This is a genomic window from Allobosea sp. P1_B10, assembly GCF_056406735.1.
In genome coordinates this window covers 42,590-59,029 of record NZ_JBFTZP010000019.1, presented here as the reverse complement: position 1 = coordinate 59,029, position 16,440 = coordinate 42,590, and the positions used below count along the sequence as shown (strand labels likewise).

Genomic DNA, 16,440 nt, shown 5'->3' with positions numbered 1-16,440 from the left:
GCCGTCATCGACCTCTTCTCCCGCCGGGTGGTCGGCTGGTCGATGAAGGCCGAGATGACCGCGCAGCTCGTCACCGACGCGCTCGTGATGGCGATCTGGCGTCGAGGCAAGCCAGACGCGCTGCTGCACCATTCGGATCAGGGGAGCCAATACACCAGCCAGCACTTCCAGGAGTTGCTGGCAGAAAACGGCGTCACCTGCTCGATGAGCCGGTCAGGCAACGTCTGGGACAATGCCGCCATGGAGAGCTTCTTCTCATCCCTGAAAACCGAGCGCATCAGGGACAAGCGCTACCGGACGCGTGACGCCGCCCGGGCTGATGTGTTCGACTACATCGAGCGCTTCTACAACACGATCCGCAGGCACTCGACCATCGGCTATCTCAGCCCGGTCGAGTTCGAAAAGAAGGTCGGATTAGCTTAACTCACCGTCCACGAAACCGGCAGCAGGCCATGGATTGTTTCCGCTGATCGCTGTCGGCCGAGGGCTTGTTAATCTGAAGCGGCGCCTTTGCATTCTCATGAGAAGCGCCCGGCCCGCCTTGGCGGATGCTCGCTGGTGTTTTGGTCGACGTTGACATCGCGTCCTCCTCAACGGTCCTGCTGGTGCCCCTGATGGGTTGTGTTGATTTTGGTGTTGCCCTGCTGTCCTTGTGAGGCAGTGTTGCTCGGGCGTTCCGCCGGCTTAGCCTGATGGCCATCACCGCTTTGATGCCCGGGTGTGCCGGGACCTTTGCTGCTACGGTTCGCGGGCGGGATCGGTGGTTGCTTGCTCATTGCGCTTCCTCCTTGCCTGTTAAGCAACCGAGAGACGAAGGGCCTGTTCCAGAAAATTTTCGTGCCCGTCAGTTAACCGGGCTGCTGGGAACAGAAAAAATGGACAATGGTTCTTCCGGTGCGATGACGGCTTCTGAACTGTCCTCATGACGGGAGAGACGATCATGCATATGACAATCGCGGCTGCGGTTTTCGGTGGAACGCTATCGCTTCTGCATTGTGCTGGGCCCGCGCAGGCGGGCGAATGCAACGGAGAGATTGCAAATCTCACGAAGCAGGTAACAGCGACCGACGCAGGTTCTGGTCCAACAGCGGGCTCGCCTCCAGCCCGAGGCAGCGCCGACACGAGTCAACATCCGCCGACGAGCAGAATGTCAGACGCGACACAGGGTCGTGCGGCGTCACCTCAAGACGTTCGTCAGCAGACACAAGGCGCCCCGACAGCAGCCGATCAAGCTAAAAGCGGTACCGCCTCTGAATCACGTGGGGTTGAACTTTCTGCGCTGCTTGAGCGTGCGAAAAGCCTGGATCAAACGGGAAAAGAAGCGGAGTGCATGGACGCAGTGCGACAGGCAAAACTTCTTTTGAGTAAATAGGGAGCTGGGCTGCACGCGGCTGATGTTGCGCAGTCTGAATCCGACACTTACCGCTCCGGAAAACCTGCCTGCCCGTGCTCAGCGGGCCGGCACTCGACTTCCCAACGGCAGACGCTGACTGATCCTACGGGCGGGATGCAGGTGGATCCGGCGTCCTTGACGGCGGGCGTGGAGGAGGGGCTTCCGGAGCGTTGTCCTTTTTGCCCGCGACGCCGGGATTTGCCTTTTCTGGCGGCGCCGTCGTGCTCGGGCTCGGGGAACTACGATCGGATGAATCGGGAGAAGGAGATAACTGTGGCTTCGGCGAAATCGTCTGCGCGGTCGCCGGGGCTGCCAAGCCTACTGCAATCGCCAATAGCACAACTGTCTTCATGGTGGCCTCCTCATGCTCTGATCGAGCAACCACAGGTGGCGGAGCATGTTCCTCTGCGGCCGAGGTAAGGACCGTCCACCTCCTGAGGCCTCGCCAAGAGGCATGCCATGCGGATCACGACCTGAAGATTTGATTCTGCCGTGAACCGAGTTCAGGATCTTGCCGACTGCACAGAGTGAAGCGACGACGCGCAAGCATGATCGGCCCGGCAGCGGGTGCGACAAATTGCCATGCAGTCCGAAACAGTCCGGATCAAATCGCTCGGCTGGTTGGGGTAAAAGTTGGGGCGCCACCACCAAGGCCTCTGCCAACACCAATCAAATCAAGTGTTTAGCAGATGGCCTTGGTGGAGCTGAGGGGAATCGAACCCCTGACCTCTGCAGTGCGATTGCAGCGCTCTCCCATCTGAGCTACAGCCCCGAAGGCGAGGGCCTTCTAGGCCTTGCGCCGCGTGAATGTCAATCGCTTCCGCCACGGGATCGGGCCTGTTTGTCCGGTTTTCCGCGATCGCCTGAACGCGCCGCCGACCAACGACGACAAGAGGAATGCCTATGCGTGCTGTTCTCGATGTAGTGATGCTCGTCCTGAACATCTACACATGGATCCTGATCGGCTCAGCGGTGCTGAGCTGGCTGATCGCCTTCAACGTCGTCAACACCCGCAACCAGTTCGTCTCGACGATCTGGGACATGCTCTATCGCGTCACCGAGCCGGTGCTCAGGCCCATCCGCGAGCGGATGCCCAATCTCGGCGGCCTCGACATCTCGCCGGTCATCCTGCTGCTGATCATCTTCTTCCTGCAGAGCGTCATCGTCCGCTACATCTACCCCGCCGTCTTCTGAGGCGGCATGGCGCCCTGGCGCGAGACCAAGGACGGGCTGGCGCTTACGGTGCGCCTGACGCCACGCGGCGGGCGCGACGCGCTGGACGGCGTCGAGACCCTGGCCGACGGCAAGCCCGTGCTCAAGATCCGGGTCCGCGCCGCGCCCAGCGAGGGCGAGGCCAACGCTGCTTTGCTCGCTTTTCTGGCCAGGCTCCTGGATGAACCGCGCTCGCGGCTGACGCTGCTGGCAGGTGCGACGGCTCGGATAAAGACCGTACAGGTATCCGGCGATCCAGCCGTCCTGCGCGGGCGAATCGAGGCGAGGCTCGGTTAGCGACCAGCTCGCGATGACATTGCTGCGACGCAGCGCGCACTTGACGAAAGCCCGGTTGTCCTGTTCGAGAAGGGCATGGACACTTCAGCGCCAGTTTTTCCCGAGCGCCTGACCGAAGGCTATCGCGCGTTTCTCGACGACCGGTTCGACCGAGAAAGAAGCCGGTACGAGGAACTCGCCGAAAGCGGCCAGACGCCCAAGATCATGCTGATCGGCTGCTGCGACTCGCGCGTCTCGCCCGAGACGATCTTCGATGCGCGTCCCGGCGAGATGTTCGTCGCCCGCAACGTCGCCAATCTCGTGCCGCCCTTCTCCCCCGACGACCAGCTGCACGGCACCTCGGCCGCGCTCGAATATGCGGTGCAGGCCCTGAAGGTCGAGCACATCGTCGTGCTCGGCCACGGCCGCTGCGGCGGCATCCGGGCCTTTGCCGACGATGCGCAGGGGCCGCTGTCCTCCGGTGACTTCATCGGGAAATGGATCACCTTGATCGCGCCGGCCGCGCAGCGCACCGGCGGACGCGGACGCAACGAGAGCCTCGACGGTTATGTCGAGCGTCTCGCCTTCGCCTCGGTCCAGCAATCGCTGAGCAACCTGCGCACCTTCCCTTGCGTCCAGATCCTGGAAGGCAAGGGCAGGCTGCAACTGCACGGTGCCTATTTCGCCGTCGCGACGGGCGACCTGATGCTGCTCGATCCGGAGAGCGGGCAGTTCGTCCCCGCCGTTGGCGAAATGCCCAAGAAGGTCCAGATGATCCGCTGCGACGAGCCAAACGAGGTCTGAATCACGCCTTTCGGGGCCCTGCGATATTTTACCGGCCCCCCCATGACGTCGGGTCGGGCTTGCGCTAGATTGCGCCTCCCGATCACTGATTTCTTGAAGCTCCATGTTCGATCGTCGCAAGCCTCCCGCCGCTCAACCTTTCGTCACTCACGAAAACATCGAAGCCAAGGTCAAATGGTTCGACCCTGAAAAGGGCTTCGGATTTGCGTCCCCCGCCGACGGATCCGGCGACGTCTTCCTCCACATTTCGGCAATCGGCCCGCTCGATCAGCAGGACCTCCAGCCMGGCGCCACGATCATTGCCGACCTCGGCGAGGGCAAGCGCGGTCTCCAGGTTGTCGCGGTCCATGAGATCGACTCCTCGACCGCGGCCCCCGCAGCTCCTCGCGGCGAGCGTGCGCCCCGTCCATTCTCCGCCCGCCCTCCCCGCGATGATTACGGCTATGGCGGCGGGGCCGGTGGCGGCTATGGCGGCGGCGGCTATGGTGGCGGCAACAGCTACAATGACCGCGGCGATCGCGGCGGCTTCGGCCAGCGCGACAGCGGCCCGATGGAGGGCCCCTATGACGGGGCGGTCAAATTCTTCAATTCAGAGCGCGGCTTCGGCTTCATCGCGCCCGATCGCGGCGGCCCCGACGTGTTCCTCCACGTCTCGTCGCTGAGCCGCAGCGGCCTGCAGCCGCCGATGGACGGGCAGCGCGTGCGCTTCTCGATCCGCGCCGGCAAGAAGGGCCCGGAAGCGGCCGAAGTCTCCTACGTCTGAGCTTTCTCGACGAAAGATCGAGCAAGGCCCGCCTCGCCGGCGGGCCTTCTCTATTAGGTCGATGGGAGTAGGCGTCCGGCGCTGGGTGCGCCCCGCGATCAGACGCGTTCGAGCGGCAGGTGCGGAGGCGGTGGCAGGGTAACCGCGATCACGTCGCCGGGCCGAACGGCGCCACCTTCACGCACGATCGTCATGATGCCTGCGTTGCGGATGATTTCGCCGTTCGGGCCGCGACCAAGCACGGCCGCCAGCAAGCCTCGCTGGAAATGCTCGATCTGGGCGCATGGGTTTCRCAGGCCGGTGACCTCGAGAACCACCTGCGATCCGATACGAAGCAGGCTACCTCGCGGCAGGCCGAGCAGATCGATCCCGCGCGTCGCGATGTTTTCCCCCAGGTCACCGGGCGCGACCTTGAAGCCGCTTTCGTCGAGTTCGCCGAACAGCTCGGTCTGGATGAGATGGACCTGGCGGAGATTGGGCTGGCTGGGATCGGCGGCGACGCGCGAGCGGTGCCGGACCGTGATCCCCTGATGCGCATCGCCATCGACGCCGAGCCCGGCGACAATCGCGATCTCGGCAGACACGACCTTGGAGAAACGGTGTTCGCCGTCCCTGGCCACGGCGACGACGGACCCATCGGCTTTGCCAACTCGTGTCTCCATCAGGTCCCTCGCCGTCCCAAGCCAGTTCGCAACAGCTCGCGGTCGGTGCGCCCTCGCCAGATCGCAAAACCGCTCTTGTGATCCTGCCGAACCTGCCGGCGAACATTGCAAACGACAACACCGGACCCGCAAGCGGATCCGGTGCAAACCTTCTGCGGAGGTGAACGTCGGCTCAGTGGCCTTCGTCCAGGCCCCCGACATGCTTCTGCGTGTAGAGTTCCAGGCCGATGCGCGAGATCAGTTCGAGCTGGGTCTCGAGGAAGTCGATATGGCCTTCCTCATCCTTCATCAGGGCTTTGAACAGCTCTTCCGAGGGGTAGTCGCCGACCTCGCGGCAATAGCTCGCCGCTTCCTGATAGAGGGCGCGCGCCTCGATCTCGGCCTTCAGATCGCACTCGATCACCTCGGGAACCGTCTCGCCGATGCGCAGCGCATCGAGCGTCTGCATGTTCGGGAAACCCTCGAGGAAGAGGATGCGGTCGACGAAGCGGTCGGCGTGGACCATCTCCTCGATCGATTCCTTCTTCCAGGTCTTGGCCATGTCCTTCAGGCCCCAATTGTCGAGGATCCGATAATGCAGCCAATACTGGTTGATCGCGGTGAGCTCCGAGCGAAGCCCCTTGTTGAGATACTCGATGACCTTCTTGTCACCCTTCATGGCGGCGCTCCTCGAAACCACATTAGAATGATCCTAATGTAGGACGGCTCGCGCTCGAAGGGAAGGGAATAAACGCTGTCAGCAGCGCTTTTCGCGCGTGCCGGATCAGGCCGCTTCGCGCTCTTTGGCAGGTGCGGTTAGGCCGTCCATCATCTGGTTCACAGAAACATGCACCGCGCATTCGATGTCGCGGCTGGCGCAGGAACCGCACTGCGTCATGCAGGCGGCGCGCGCCTCGGCCAGGATGGCGCGGACCTCGCGGGCGCAGCGCCCGCAATCGGGGCTGCAGCCGAGACAGTTATACGCTTCTCCGGCCGTCCTCGGCCCGGAGCCGTCAGGGGCGATGGTACCCTTGATCTGCCGGCAGGAGATGACGTTGCAGGAGCAGACGATCACGCGTGCCGGTTCCCTGCCACGCGGGTCTCGACCTCCGCACCGTCGGCACGACGCAGGCGGACGATCACCTCGACCGAGGAGATCTCCATGCCTTCCGGCGCCTGCGGCAGGCCCGCGACCTGGATCGTCGARCCCGGGATGTCGACCACCGACTCGTCGTCTTCATTGTAGAAATGGTGATGCTCGGAGACGTTGGTGTCGAAGAAGGTCTTGGGACCCGACACCGAAACCTGGCGCAGCAGACCCGCTTCCGAGAACTGGCGCAGCGTGTTGTAGACCGTCGCGAGCGACAGGGGCTCGCGGGCGCGGATCGCTTCCTCGTAAAGCATCTCGGCGCTGACATGGCGGTCGCCCTTGGCGAAGAGCAGCCAGCCCAGAGCCATGCGCTGGCGCGTCGGGCGCAGGCCGGCGGTCCGCAGCCGGTTCTTTACGGCGCTGATCGGGCAGGAGGCAGGGCTTTTCTGCGGCCACGGAATATGGTCCGCTGCAACGCGGGGCTGGCCCAATTCCTTCGCGGACAAGACACTCATCGACACGCCTTCCAACAGGGCCGGAATTCCGGCTCGTAGTTTAGAAAATGTCTAAACTACTGATATTGTTGCTATATTTGCCGGATCGGACGGCGCATGTCAATCAATGCGGCTGCGACATGAGGTCCTCGCCGGTATCCGCGAAGGCCCGCCGGGCTCAGTTCGGGGTGGGCAGAGCTGACCATTGGGGCGGCTGGGTCTTGCTCCAGACACGAAGCTGTCGTCCCATGGCCGCAGTGATTCAGGAGAGTTCGTCAACCCATGCCATTGCCCCCGCCGGCCCAAGCCGGCCAGAGCTTCAGCGAGATCGATACGCCCGCTCTGGTGCTCGATCTCGACGCCTTCGAGCGCAACCTCGTCGCCATGGCCGCCTATACCCAGGCCCATGGCGTCCGGCTGCGGCCCCATGCCAAGACGCATAAGAGCCCAGAGATCGCCTTGCGCCAGATCGCCCATGGCGCCGTCGGGCAATGCTGCCAGAAGGTTTCGGAGGCCGAGGTACTGGTCGCCGGCGGCGTGCAGGACGTGCTGGTCTCCAACGAGGTCGCAGGCGCAGCCAAGCTCGACCGTCTGGCCCAGTTGGCCCGCCAGGCCCGGATCAGCCTTTGCGTCGACCATATCGACGGGGTGCGCGAGGCCGCCGAGGCCGCCGCCCGCAACGACGTCGTGCTCGATATCCTGGTCGAGATCGACGTGGGCGGACGCCGCTGCGGGGCAGCGCCCGGAGAAGCCGCCGTGCGCCTTGCGGAAGCCGTCGCACGCAGCAATACGCTGCGCTTCGGCGGATTGCAGGCCTATCACGGCTCCGCCCAGCACATGCGCTCGATCGATGAGCGCCGGGAGGCCATCGAGCGCGCCACCCTGATGACGCGCAATACGATCGAGCGCCTCGGCAATGTCGGGTTGAACTGCACGACCGTCGGCGGCGCCGGCACTGGCACCTTCGAGATCGAGACCCAGTCGGGCATCTGGAATGAGATCCAGGCCGGCTCCTATATCTTCATGGACGCCGACTATGCCAGGAACCGCTCGGCCGACGGCCAGCCCGTGCGGACCTTCGAGCATGCGCTGTTCGTCCTGGCGGGCGTGATGAGCAAGCCGGTGCCAGACCGTGCCATCGTCGATGCCGGCCACAAGGCGGCCGCGGTCGATTCCGGGATGCCCGTCCCGTTCCGGCGCGACGGCGTGGTCTATACGAAACCCTCAGACGAGCATGGCATCCTGACCGGGGACCCCATCGCGGTACCCCATCGCGGCGACCGCATCCTGCTCGTGCCCGGCCATTGCGACCCGACCGTGAACCTGCACGACTGGTATGTCTGCGTCCGGGGCATGCACGGGCCCGACGCGCATGTCGAAGCGCTCTGGCCGATCCAGGGCCGCGGCGCCCTGACCTGACGCCCCACCATGCTCGCCGAGCTCGCGCTGGGCCTGCTGACGCCGGCCGGGCGCATGACCCGGCGGCTCGTGCTGGTATCGGAGAGTGCCGCGCTCTGGGCCTGGGGCCTGCGCCAGCGCAAGGCCTGGCCTCCGCATCATGCACGCAGCCGCACCGTCGTTGCCGGAGTGATCGAAAGCCTCTCTGGGCGCCTTGATCCCATCGCCGATTTTCGGCGGACAACGCGATCGATCTCGTCATCTCCGCCAACCTGCTCTCGCAACTCGCCTGGCCGGTCGAGGACTGGCTGGAGAGCCACCCCGCGGCAGCCGCCCTGCCCGCCGATGTCCCGCGACGCTGCATCGCCTGGCATCTTAAGGACCTCGCGCGCTTCAAGCGCCCGGGCCTGCCTCATCAGCGATGTCGAGACGGTGACGCGCAATGCGGCCGGCGTGACGATCGAGCGCTTCGACCTGATGCGGGGCGTCGCGCTGCCAGCGAGCCTCGCGGGAACGACCGGCGAGGCGCCGCGGTAACGGTCCGGCTCAGCGGGCGGGTGCGCTCGTGCCGGGCGCGATCAGGAAGCGCCCGATCGCACCCTGGATGCCGCCGGCGCGCTCGGTCACGTCGCGCGCGCCCTTGAGGGCACCGCCTGCCGCCTCGGCGGCGCGCTCGTTGTTTTTCGTTGAGCAGGGCCAGGCGGCCGGCGACCTGCTGGAACTCCTCGGCAGCCCGCACGACATTCGACGACATGTCGAGCGTCATCCGCTTCTGCGAGGCGATCGCCAGATTGACGGATTCGGCAAGCTCATCCAGCTCGCCGACAGAATCGGCGATCACAGCGACGGCCTCGACCGCCTCGCGGCTGGCCGCCTGCATCGCCAGGATCTGGGCCCTCGCATCATGCGTCGCCTTGCTGGTCTGGGTCGACAGCGCCTTGACCTCATTGGCGACGACGGCGAAGCCTCGCCCGGAATCGCCGGCGCGGGCCGCCTCGATCGCAGCATTCAGCGCCAGCAGATTGGTCTGCCGCGCGATCTCGCCGATCGCGTCGAGGATGTCACTGATCGCCTGCGAGGCCTGCCTCAGATTCGTGATCGTGTGGTTGGTGGTGCGCGCATTCCTGGCGGCCTGACGCAGCACCTCGCCATACTGGCTGGACTGGGCGTCCACGGTCTGCAGCGCGGTCGCCAGCTGGTTGGTCGCCCGCGCCACGCCCTGTGCGTTGTTCGAGGCGGTATGCGCCGAGCCCTGCAACGCCTCGGCGGTCTCATGGGCCGAGCGGATCGCCTTGGTCACCACAGCGGTGTTGAGCTCGAGCTCGCGCGTCGCGAGCGCCAGCTGCGACACATCTTCGCCGATCCGGGAATCCAGCTCGCAGACAAGATCGAGCCACGAGATCGGCGGTCCTGCCTCGGCTGCATCGGCATCGCGAATTGCCTGATCCCGCTCGGCGTTCAGCCGCGACGCGAATGCCACCGCGAGGCCATGCAGCGGAGACCGATCGGGCTCCGACGCCGCGATGGCGCCGAGGGCTTCGGCGTCGCTGCGCGCAGCAGCGCCGGCAAGCGCGTTCAACCGTTGCGTCAGCGACGCGACCCGAAAGCAGGCGCAGCCGGCGACCAGCACAAATAGCGCCGCGGCGACCGCAATTGTGGCCAGGGAGCCCGACAGAACGGACGCAGCGAGCAACGCGCCAAGGAGCGACAGCGTCGCCACGGCGCGGCCACGGCTATCGAAACATCCTGCAATCAGGGGGAGGCGCGTCATACCATCGCTTGCGGTTCATCGGACAGAAAAACGATATCGATGCGGGCTTAATAATTCGTAGACACATTCCAGTATCAGCGAGGATCGACGCACCAGACCGGGAGTCATGCGCAAGCGTGGGAGCTTATAGCGGAGCTTACTCGAACTCGCGACCAAACGTCATGGCAGAGCATTGCTCCATAAAACATTCGAATGATGTTCAAGGGCTCGATACTATGTCGGATGAGCTATACGACACTATTATGAATGCTAGAGATTGCGATCAATTAGACCGGACGAACTAGACCCACCAGCGAAATCTGGATCCTTGCCTTAGAGCGGCACCGAGAACGACCGCTTCACCTGACCGAGCGCAAAGCTCGATTCGATCGAGGCGACGTTGTCGAGCCGTGTGAGCTTCTCCTTCAGGAAGCGCTCATAGGCGGCGAGGTCGCTGACGATGATGCGCAGCAGATAGTCGCGTGGGCCCGTCATCAGGTAGCAATCGGCCACCTCGGGCCAGCGCGCGACTGCCGCGCCAAAGCGGTCGAGCTCCTCCTCGCGCTGGCGCTCCAGCTTGATCGAGGCGAAGACCGAGACCGGCAGGCCGAGCTTGTTCTGGTCCACGACCGCGACATAGCCCTCGATGATGCCGGCCTCCTCGAGCAGGCGCACGCGCCGCGCGCAAGGCGAGGCCGAAAGCCCGACCTTGTCGGCGAGGTCCTGGTTGCTCATCCGGCCATCGGCCTGGAGCGCGCGGACGATGCGGCGGTCGATCTCGTCGAGCTTGTGATCTGGCATGTTCTCTCGCTTTCGCGAGTTAGATTAGCCGAAAGCACCAGTTCCGAAAGCGCTGACCCGCGTCTTTGGCTGCCATCGCTGCCCGAACCATGCTTGATTGCACCGCTATCTGAGCCAAGCGCCTTGCCCGGAGCTATTTCGCGATGTCCGACTCCCGCCTGCCCGTCCTCGCCGAGCTCGAGAAGAAGATCCTCTGGCTCGCCTCATGGACGATCCACAACGCCAACCACATCCGCCCCAGTGAGGACGGCATGAAGGTGGGCGGGCACCAGGCGTCATCGGCTTCGCTCGCCACGATCATGACCGCGCTCTACATGGCGGCTCTGCGTCCGCAGGACCGGGTCGCGGTGAAACCCCACGCCTCGCCGATCTTCCACGCCATCAACTACCTGATGGGCCTGCAGACCCGCGAAAAGCTCGAGAATTTCCGCGGCTACAAGGGCGCGCAGAGCTATCCCTCACGGACCAAGGACATCGACGACGTCGATTTCTCGACCGGCTCGGTCGGTCTGGGCGTGGCGCAGACCCTGTTCTCGTCGCTGACGCAGGACTACATCCGCGGGCATGGCTGGGGCATGGATCGGCCCGAAGGCCGGATGATCTCGCTGATCGGCGATGCCGAACTCGACGAGGGCAATATCTTCGAGGCCCTGATGGAGGGCTGGAAGCACGGCCTGCGCAACACCTGGTGGATCATCGACTATAACCGCCAGTCGCTCGACGCCGTGATCCGCGAAGGGCTCTATGACCGCTTCGAGCAGATGTTCCGGAATTTCGGCTGGGACGTGGTCACGCTGAAATACGGCGCGCTGCAGCTGGCAGCCTTCAAGGAAAAGGGCGGCGAGCGCCTGAAAGCCTGGATCGATTCCTGCCCCAACCAGCTCTATTCGGCCCTCACCTTCCAGGGCGGCGCAGCCTGGCGCAAGCGCCTGATGGACGATCTCGGCGACCAGGGGCCGGTGACAAAACTGATCGAGAAGCGCTCCGACGCCGAGCTGTCAAAACTGATGTGCAATCTCGGCGGGCACGACCTGCCCTCGATCCTCGAGGCGTTCGAGGCGATCGACCACGACCGGCCGGTCTGCTTCCTCGCCTACACCGTGAAAGGCTTTGGCCTGCCGCTGGCCGGGCACAAGGACAACCACGCCGGCCTGATGACCAAGGAGCAGATGGAGGGCTTCAAGACCGCCAATGCGGTTCGGCCGGGCCATGAATGGGATCTGTTCGAGGGCCTCGACCTGCCCGAAAGCGATTTGCGCGCCTTCCTCGACAAAGTCCCGTTCTTCTCGGAAGGGCGCAGGCGGTTCAGCGCGCCGCGCCTGCCGGTGCCGGACAAGCTCGAGGCCGGCATCCAGCCGGTGATGTCGACGCAGATGGGTTTTGGCAAGGTTCTGGACGATATCGCCAAGAAGGGTGGCCCGCTCGCCGACCGCATCGTCACCACCGCGCCCGATGTCACCGTCTCGACCAATCTCGGCCCCTGGGTGAACCGACGTGGGCTGTTCGCGAAGGCCTCGATGGCCGACACCTTCAAGGACGAGCGCATTCCCTCGATGCAGAAATGGGAGTTCTCGCCCAAGGGCCAGCATGTCGAGCTCGGCATCGCAGAAATGAACCTGTTCATCAATCTGTCGGCGCTGGGCCTCTCGCACTCGATCTTCGGCGAGCGCCTGATCCCGATCGGCACGCTCTACGATCCCTTCATCTCGCGCGGGCTCGATGCGCTGAATTATGCCTGCTACCAGGACGCCCGCTTCATGGTGGTGGCGACTCCGTCTGGCGTGACGCTGGCGCCCGAGGGCGGCGCGCACCAGTCGATCGCGACGCCGCTGATCGGCATGAGCCAGGATGGCCTCTGCGCCTTCGAGCCTGCCTTCGTCGACGAACTCGCGGTGATGATGCGCTGGTCCTTTGAGTACTTGCAGAAGGACGGCGAGGGCGATCCTGACGAACGCACCTGGCTGCGCGACGAGACCGGCGGCTCCGTGTACCTCCGACTCTCGACGCTGCAGCTCGAACAGCCGAAGCGCGAGATGACGCCGGAGCTGGAGCGAGAGATCATCGATGGCGCCTATTGGCTGCGCAAGCCGGGCCCCAATGCCTCTGTGGTGATCGCCTATACCGGCGCAGTCGCAGCCGAGGCGATCGAGGCGGTCGGCCTGCTGGGCGAGGATCGGCGCGATGTCGGCCTGCTCGCGATCACCTCGGCCGACCGGCTCAATGCCGGCTGGCAGGCGGCCGAGCGGGCGCGGCAGCGCGGCAACCACCAGGCCAGCAGCCATGTCGAGCGACTGCTCGGCGAGCTCTCGCGCGATTGCGGCATCGTCTCGGTGCTGGACGGGCACCCCGCCACGCTGGCCTGGCTCGGCAGCGTGCATGGTCACAAGCAGAAGGCGCTCGGCGTCGAGCACTTTGGCCAGACCGGAACGGTGGCGGATCTCTATCGCCATTTCGGCATCGACGCGAACGCGATCGTCCATGCCGCGCAGGCGGCGGCTCCCGGGCGGCCGGTGCGCTATCTCAAGGCGCTGCCGTAACAGGCTGCGTCATCCCATGCGCATTGCGGCGCGAAGTGCCGCTGCGCAGACACGGGGACCGTCTCCAGGAGGAGGCGCTATTCTCGTCACGCGGTCCCGTGTCTGCGCAGCAATGCTTCACATCGCAGCGCAAAGGGTGACGCTCGAAGCTCAGTAGCGCGGCGCCGCGATCGTGTCGGCGAACGGGTTGCGGCCGGCCCCGGCGCGCGCCGGCAGCGTCTCCTCGCCATAGAAGCTGGCGAAGCTTGCATACGCCGGCGCGGCAGAGCGGTGCTGGCTGGCGTACTGGTTCATCGAACCCACGGGAACGACGTTGCCCGCGTCGAAATAGCTGCGCTTCTGCACCGTGATGCGCAGCGGCTCGCGCCGGCTCTGCGCCTCGGCGACAGTGGCGACCATGGTCAGCGCCATCAGGGAGATCCCGAGGCCGGCAGCGACACGCTGGAAGGAACGCATGACGAAATCTCCTGAGGCTGCGATCGAATGGAGCGGGCAAAGCTGCCCTTGGGGCAATGATACTAGACCGTAGTTAAAGGCTCCGGTCGCCGCTGCCAGAGGTTGCGCACGCGAATGTGAGCGTCAGCGCCGCACGGCCGTCTTCAGCGGCGGCGCGCGACCATCGGCATCGAGCCAGGAGACTTTTCGACCCGAGGCCGCGAGGCGCGGCGCCGCACAACCCGGCTGGCGGTTGAGCTCGCTTCGGGCGAAGGCCGTACGCAATGCGCGGTCCTCTCCGGCGCTGAGCAGATCGAGCCGGTCGATCAGGCAGATCAGTTGCTGGCGGTCCGCAGGGCGAGCTTCACTGCCGCACCACCAGCCGCTCAGCCCCAGAGGCATCTCGCCGGGGCTTTTCCGAAAGGCGATGCAGGGACGGCCGGCCTGCCCGTCATTGAGCGTGGCATCGGCGGTCTCGACGGTGCCGAAGCGCGTCGCGATCGGGATCGCGAGGCCGCTGCGCTGCACCGACATGCCGCGCTCGGCAGCCTCGCGCGCCAAGGCGACGACGAAGGGCTGCGCCAACGGCTGCTCGCGATGCTCAACCAGCAGGCGCAGCTGCAGATGCGGCCGCGCTTCGGAAAAGGCACCGAAGCTGAGGTCGTCGCGACGGCGCGCGCCGTTCTGGCTCTGCTGCGCCTCGTAGACGGGTGGCTGCTTTTCAAGTTCGGGCGAATCCAGTCCAAACATCGCCACGGGACGCGCGATCCTGGCCCAGTCACCGTCGTCCGACAGTGCCGGATGCGGCTCGCGGCGGACATCGCGCACCGCCCGGGCCTCGGCCGAGGGCGCGAGCGTGACACTGGCGAGGCGGGGCTCGCCGCTCTCCGACATCGCGCTGACGAGCGTCGCTGCAAGCCCGACACCGACAAGCGCCGCCACGCTGCGCCAGAGCAATCCGGCGGTCAGGCCCAGCCCGCGACGAGCGAGCGACCGGCGCACAAGACGCGCAACCTTCCCGAAGCCGGCCTCGACCGCATCGGCGGAACCGATCAGCGTGCCGGCGGGATCGACCGCGCCGAGCCGATGGCGGGCCCGGCCAAGCGCCCGCGAGCCACCGCGGCCGATGGCGCAAGACAGGCTCCGCGCAGCCGGGAGAAGCTGGCGAACCCTGGCTAGCAGTGGCGCTGCAAACAAACCCGACACGACCCAAAACCCACGCGATTGCGCCATCGCTCGGGGCGACAGCAATGTTAACATCCAGGCCGAGAGCCTGCAGGCACGGACATCAGCATCGGGTTACCGCCGCGGCGGAATCCGGCAACAGCGTGAACCCGGGGTCAAGGAGCAGGGTTAACAGGGAAGGTCTCGCGGGCCGGCGGGAATTGACTTTTTCGCGGCGTAGGTGTTCTGAGAAGGCAGTCGAAGCAAGCGGTGTCGAAGCCGCTGTTCTCGCGACGCATGAAGCCTTCGGGATTGGCCCTGTGACTCTCCGTCAGACGACGACGAAACGCACGACCAAACCGGCGACCGGCACGACCGGTACGCCGCGCTGACGCTTCGCCTGCGTTCCGGGTTCTCTCCCCCCGGCGGGGGCTAAAGGCCGAAACCCGCCTTATCTGTGCGGGGCGGTCGCTCCGGGGAGACCAGACCGGTTCAATTCTAAAAGGAACATGACGATGAGCTTCAAGGTCGCGGTTGTCGGCGCCACAGGCAATGTGGGTCGCGAGATGCTGGACATTCTGGCCGAGCGTGCTTTCCCCGTCGGCGAGGTGGTCGCGCTGGCCTCCTCGCGTTCGATCGGCACCGAGGTTTCGTTCGGCGACAAGACCCTGAAGTGCAAGTCGCTCGAGCATTATGACTTCTCCGACACCGACATCTGCCTGATGTCGGCCGGCGGCGAGGTCTCGAAGGAGTGGTCGCCCAAGATCGGCGCACAGGGTTGCGTCGTGATCGACAACTCCTCCGCCTGGCGCATGCATCCCGACGTTCCGCTGATCGTGCCCGAGGTGAACGCGGCGGCCGCGGCCGGCTTCACCAAGATGAACATCATCGCCAACCCGAACTGTTCGACGGCGCAGCTCGTCGTCGCGCTGAAGCCGCTCCATGACAAGTATGTGGTCAAGCGCGTCGTCGTCTCGACCTACCAGTCGGTTTCGGGCGCCGGCAAGGACGGCATGGACGAGCTCTTCAACCAGACCCGCGCCGTGTTCTCGGCCGGCGAGGTCGTCACCAAGAAGTTCCCCAAGCGCATCTCCTTCAACCTCATCCCTCACATCGACGTCTTCATGGAAGACGGCTTCACGAAGGAAGAGTGGAAGATGATGGCGGAGACCAAGAAGATCCTGGATCCCAAGATCAAGCTGACCGCGACCTGCGTGCGCGTGCCGGTCTTCATCGGCCATTCCGAGAGCGTCAACATCGAGTGCGAGAAGCCCGTCACCGCCGAGGAGGCCCGCGAGGTGCTGCGCACGGCGCCGGGTATCCTGGTGATCGACAAGCACGAGCCCGGTGGCTACATCACGCCCCATGAGGCCGCAGGCGAAGACGCGACCTACATCTCCCGCATCCGCGAGGACGCCACCGTCGAGAACGGCCTCGCCTTCTGGTGCGTCTCCGACAATTTGCGCAAGGGCGCCGCGCTGAACGCGATCCAGATCGCCGAGGTGCTGGTCAACCGCAAGCTGATCCAGCCGCGCAAGCAGGCCGCCTGAGCGCCTCGTAGACCCCTCGGACCCCGCCCAAGGCGGACGGGGTCGCCATCACCAGCCACACGCATGGGCGGGCGACAGTCTTTGCGTGGTGGACCGGCAGGCCAAACGCGCTAAGGCTTGAGCCTCTCTTGC

Annotated in this window: 16 protein-coding genes and 1 tRNA gene; 8 read left to right on the top strand and 9 right to left on the bottom strand. The window is 65.1% G+C overall.

The window, feature by feature from the left end; genetic code table 11:
* The coding region (locus tag AC1D2L_RS24230) for an IS3 family transposase (protein ID WP_476848464.1) at nucleotides 1–423 on the top strand (423 nt) is incomplete at its 5' end.
* Nucleotides 424–2,089: 1,666 nt separating this feature from the next.
* Here the strand turns inward: AC1D2L_RS24230 and AC1D2L_RS24225 are convergent.
* Nucleotides 2,090–2,165 (bottom strand) — tRNA-Ala (locus AC1D2L_RS24225).
* Between the two features lie 131 nt (nucleotides 2,166–2,296).
* On the opposite strand from AC1D2L_RS24225, the gene AC1D2L_RS24220 reads away from it, so the two are divergent.
* The 4 genes from AC1D2L_RS24220 (at nucleotide 2,297) to AC1D2L_RS24205 (ending at nucleotide 4,448) form a co-directional block, all read left to right on the top strand.
* The gene (locus AC1D2L_RS24220) at nucleotides 2,297–2,587 is read left to right on the top strand and encodes a YggT family protein (RefSeq protein WP_476848463.1); all 291 of its coding nucleotides are present in this window, start codon (nucleotides 2,297–2,299) and stop codon (nucleotides 2,585–2,587) included.
* Between the two features lie 6 nt (nucleotides 2,588–2,593).
* Nucleotides 2,594–2,902: a DUF167 family protein gene (locus AC1D2L_RS24215; RefSeq protein ID WP_476848462.1), complete on the top strand. Its 309-nt coding sequence runs from the start codon at nucleotides 2,594–2,596 to the stop codon at nucleotides 2,900–2,902.
* A gap of 75 nt (nucleotides 2,903–2,977) precedes the next feature.
* Entirely contained in the window at nucleotides 2,978–3,685 is a 708-nt protein-coding gene (locus AC1D2L_RS24210) for a carbonic anhydrase (protein WP_476848461.1), read from the top strand.
* Between the two features lie 103 nt (nucleotides 3,686–3,788).
* Nucleotides 3,789–4,448: a cold-shock protein gene (locus tag AC1D2L_RS24205; protein ID WP_476848460.1), complete on the top strand. Its 660-nt coding sequence runs from the start codon at nucleotides 3,789–3,791 to the stop codon at nucleotides 4,446–4,448.
* A 98-nt stretch (nucleotides 4,449–4,546) separates the two neighbouring features.
* Here AC1D2L_RS24205 and AC1D2L_RS24200 read toward each other — a convergent pair whose 3' ends face one another.
* From AC1D2L_RS24200 to irrA, 4 genes are all read right to left on the bottom strand, one after another.
* A complete protein-coding gene (locus AC1D2L_RS24200) occupies nucleotides 4,547–5,110 on the bottom strand; it encodes an MOSC domain-containing protein (RefSeq protein WP_476848459.1) in 564 nt (187 codons plus the stop codon).
* A gap of 172 nt (nucleotides 5,111–5,282) precedes the next feature.
* Nucleotides 5,283–5,768, bottom strand: coding sequence for a bacterioferritin (gene bfr / locus AC1D2L_RS24195; protein ID WP_476848458.1), 486 nt, complete (start codon nucleotides 5,766–5,768; stop codon nucleotides 5,283–5,285).
* 105 nt (nucleotides 5,769–5,873) lie between these two features.
* Nucleotides 5,874–6,164, bottom strand: coding sequence for a (2Fe-2S)-binding protein (locus tag AC1D2L_RS24190; RefSeq protein WP_476848457.1), 291 nt, complete (start codon nucleotides 6,162–6,164; stop codon nucleotides 5,874–5,876).
* Nucleotides 6,161–6,694, bottom strand: coding sequence for an iron response transcriptional regulator IrrA (gene irrA, locus AC1D2L_RS24185; protein ID WP_476848456.1), 534 nt, complete (start codon nucleotides 6,692–6,694; stop codon nucleotides 6,161–6,163). Before irrA ends, AC1D2L_RS24190 begins: the two co-directional genes overlap by 4 nt.
* A 261-nt stretch (nucleotides 6,695–6,955) precedes the next feature.
* Here irrA and AC1D2L_RS24180 point away from each other — a divergent pair, with 261 nt between their 5' ends.
* Nucleotides 6,956–8,092, top strand: a complete 1,137-nt coding sequence (locus tag AC1D2L_RS24180; protein ID WP_476848455.1) for a DSD1 family PLP-dependent enzyme — start codon at nucleotides 6,956–6,958, stop codon at nucleotides 8,090–8,092.
* 394 nt (nucleotides 8,093–8,486) lie between these two features.
* On the opposite strand, the gene AC1D2L_RS24175 is transcribed toward AC1D2L_RS24180, so the two are convergent.
* Entirely contained in the window at nucleotides 8,487–9,842 is a 1,356-nt protein-coding gene (locus AC1D2L_RS24175; RefSeq protein ID WP_476848454.1) for a methyl-accepting chemotaxis protein, read from the bottom strand.
* A gap of 312 nt (nucleotides 9,843–10,154) precedes the next feature.
* Nucleotides 10,155–10,622 carry an Lrp/AsnC family transcriptional regulator gene (locus AC1D2L_RS24170; protein WP_476848453.1) on the bottom strand — a complete coding sequence of 156 codons (468 nt, stop codon included), beginning with the start codon at nucleotides 10,620–10,622 and terminating at the stop codon, nucleotides 10,155–10,157.
* Between the two features lie 143 nt (nucleotides 10,623–10,765).
* Here AC1D2L_RS24170 and AC1D2L_RS24165 point away from each other — a divergent pair, with 143 nt between their 5' ends.
* Entirely contained in the window at nucleotides 10,766–13,159 is a 2,394-nt protein-coding gene (locus AC1D2L_RS24165) for a transketolase-like TK C-terminal-containing protein (protein ID WP_476848452.1), read from the top strand.
* 150 nt (nucleotides 13,160–13,309) lie between these two features.
* Here AC1D2L_RS24165 and AC1D2L_RS24160 read toward each other — a convergent pair whose 3' ends face one another.
* Both AC1D2L_RS24160 and AC1D2L_RS24155 read right to left on the bottom strand, forming a co-directional pair.
* Nucleotides 13,310–13,615, bottom strand: a complete 306-nt coding sequence (locus AC1D2L_RS24160) for a hypothetical protein (protein WP_476848451.1) — start codon at nucleotides 13,613–13,615, stop codon at nucleotides 13,310–13,312.
* A gap of 123 nt (nucleotides 13,616–13,738) precedes the next feature.
* Nucleotides 13,739–14,800 carry a hypothetical protein gene (locus AC1D2L_RS24155; protein WP_476848450.1) on the bottom strand — a complete coding sequence of 354 codons (1,062 nt, stop codon included), beginning with the start codon at nucleotides 14,798–14,800 and terminating at the stop codon, nucleotides 13,739–13,741.
* A gap of 473 nt (nucleotides 14,801–15,273) precedes the next feature.
* Here AC1D2L_RS24155 and AC1D2L_RS24150 point away from each other — a divergent pair, with 473 nt between their 5' ends.
* Nucleotides 15,274–16,308, top strand: coding sequence for an aspartate-semialdehyde dehydrogenase (locus tag AC1D2L_RS24150; RefSeq protein WP_476848449.1), 1,035 nt, complete (start codon nucleotides 15,274–15,276; stop codon nucleotides 16,306–16,308).
* Nucleotides 16,309–16,440: the final 132 nt, after the last annotated feature.

Bases quoted from the DNA above. Each gene is read 5' to 3' on its own strand.
- AC1D2L_RS24175 (WP_476848454.1), bottom strand. From the start codon at position 9,842: ATGACGCGCCTCCCCCTGATTGCAGGATGTTTCGATAGCCGTGGCCGC.
- bfr (WP_476848458.1), bottom strand. From the start codon at position 5,768: ATGAAGGGTGACAAGAAGGTCATCGAGTATCTCAACAAGGGGCTTCGC.
- AC1D2L_RS24180 (WP_476848455.1), top strand. From the start codon at position 6,956: ATGCCATTGCCCCCGCCGGCCCAAGCCGGCCAGAGCTTCAGCGAGATC.
- AC1D2L_RS24170 (WP_476848453.1), bottom strand. From the start codon at position 10,622: ATGCCAGATCACAAGCTCGACGAGATCGACCGCCGCATCGTCCGCGCG.
- AC1D2L_RS24215 (WP_476848462.1), top strand. From the start codon at position 2,594: ATGGCGCCCTGGCGCGAGACCAAGGACGGGCTGGCGCTTACGGTGCGC.
- AC1D2L_RS24210 (WP_476848461.1), top strand. From the start codon at position 2,978: ATGGACACTTCAGCGCCAGTTTTTCCCGAGCGCCTGACCGAAGGCTAT.
- AC1D2L_RS24160 (WP_476848451.1), bottom strand. From the start codon at position 13,615: ATGCGTTCCTTCCAGCGTGTCGCTGCCGGCCTCGGGATCTCCCTGATG.
- AC1D2L_RS24220 (WP_476848463.1), top strand. From the start codon at position 2,297: ATGCGTGCTGTTCTCGATGTAGTGATGCTCGTCCTGAACATCTACACA.
- AC1D2L_RS24150 (WP_476848449.1), top strand. From the start codon at position 15,274: ATGAGCTTCAAGGTCGCGGTTGTCGGCGCCACAGGCAATGTGGGTCGC.
- AC1D2L_RS24165 (WP_476848452.1), top strand. From the start codon at position 10,766: ATGTCCGACTCCCGCCTGCCCGTCCTCGCCGAGCTCGAGAAGAAGATC.